Below are 1,556 nucleotides of genomic sequence, written 5' to 3' on the forward strand. Positions count from 1 at the left end.
TTAGTGATTATTTTCTTAACTAAATTTAAAAAATGTTCTTTCATTCTTTCTATAGTTTCTTTTTTATATAGCTTCTTAGCATATTCTAAATTTAAATATATATTATTTTTACCTTCTATTGCTATCATAGTTATATCGAATTTAGCCATATTATTTTTTAAATTATAAGGTTTAATCTTTAATCTTTCTAATTCTAATGAATTCCTCTCCATATTCTGCATTATAAACATAACATCAAATAATGGATTTCTACTTGCATCTCTTCTCACATTTACTTTTTCTACAATATCTTCGAATTGATAATCCTGATTTTCATATGCATTAAGTGATTTTTCCTTTATCATTCTTAAGTAAGCTTCATAACTATCATCAGAATTAATATTACTCCTTATTGCTAAAGTATTTACAAACATACCTATTATATTTTCAAAATCCACATGTGGTCTACCTGCTATTGGAGTTCCTACAACTATATCTTCTTGTCCACTATATTTTGATAAAAGTATCTTAAATGTAGAAAGTAGCACCATATACATTGTACTTCCTGTTTCTCTTACAATTTCCTGTAGTCCTTTAGTTTCTTCTTTTCCTATAGTAAAATCGACACTATCCCCTTCAAAATCTTGAACTAATGGTCTAGTATAATCAATAGGCATATTTAGTACTGGTATCTCTCCATCAAATTCCTTTAACCAATACTCTTCCTGCTTTTTAAATTCCTCTCTTTGCTGCATTTTATTCTGCCATTCACTATAATCTTTATACTGTATTTTTAAGTCTTCTTGTTTTTTGCCTCCATAAATTTCTCCAAATTCCTTTGTTAAAACCCCAATAGATGTACCATCTGAGATTATATGATGCATATCAAATATAAGTATATGTCTTTCTTCTTCTAATTTTAATAACTCTACTCTTAATAATGGCGCTTTACTTAAATCAAAACATTTTATAAAATTACTTATTTTTTCTTTTATCTCAGTTTCATCTTTTACTTTTATTTCTTCTATTTTAAATTCCATAGATTCCATTCTGTGTACTTTTTGCATTATATTTTCGTTTACAACTTCAAAACTAGTTCTTAAAGTTTCATGTCTTTCTATTAATTTTAAGAAAGTTTCATTTAATTTTTCTATATCAAGCTTTCCTTCTATTTCTATAGCACCTGGAATATTATATGCTGTACTTTCTTTATCAAATTCTTGTAGCATATATATTCTTTTTTGTGCTGAAGATGATATATAGTATTCTTTTTCTTCTACTTTTCCTATTGCTTCATAAACATTCTTTTCCTTTGACTTGATATATTGACTTATATTTTTCACGTTTCCTAATATTAATAATTTTCTAAGAGATACTTTCACATTAAATTCCTTAAAAATTCTTCCAGTTATTACTGCGCCCCTTAGTGAGTGTCCTCCAAGTTCAAAAAAGTTATCATTTATTCCTATATTACTTACACCTAATACTTCTTCCCATATCTTTACCAAATCTTCTTCTATTTCATTTCTTGGTGCTTCATATACTGAACCTGTTATAATATTTTCTTCCACATTTGG

The 1,556-nt window shown here is 26.6% G+C and carries 1 protein-coding gene; it reads right to left on the reverse strand.

Annotated features, from left to right (window positions below):
• On the reverse strand, nt 1–1,556 hold a 1,556-nt coding region (locus BUB01_RS22470; protein WP_242958470.1), incomplete at both ends, for a condensation domain-containing protein.

Origin of the sequence: Clostridium cavendishii DSM 21758 (assembly GCF_900141845.1) — a bacterium.
In the GTDB taxonomy this organism is placed as follows: domain Bacteria; phylum Bacillota; class Clostridia; order Clostridiales; family Clostridiaceae; genus Clostridium_AG; species Clostridium_AG cavendishii.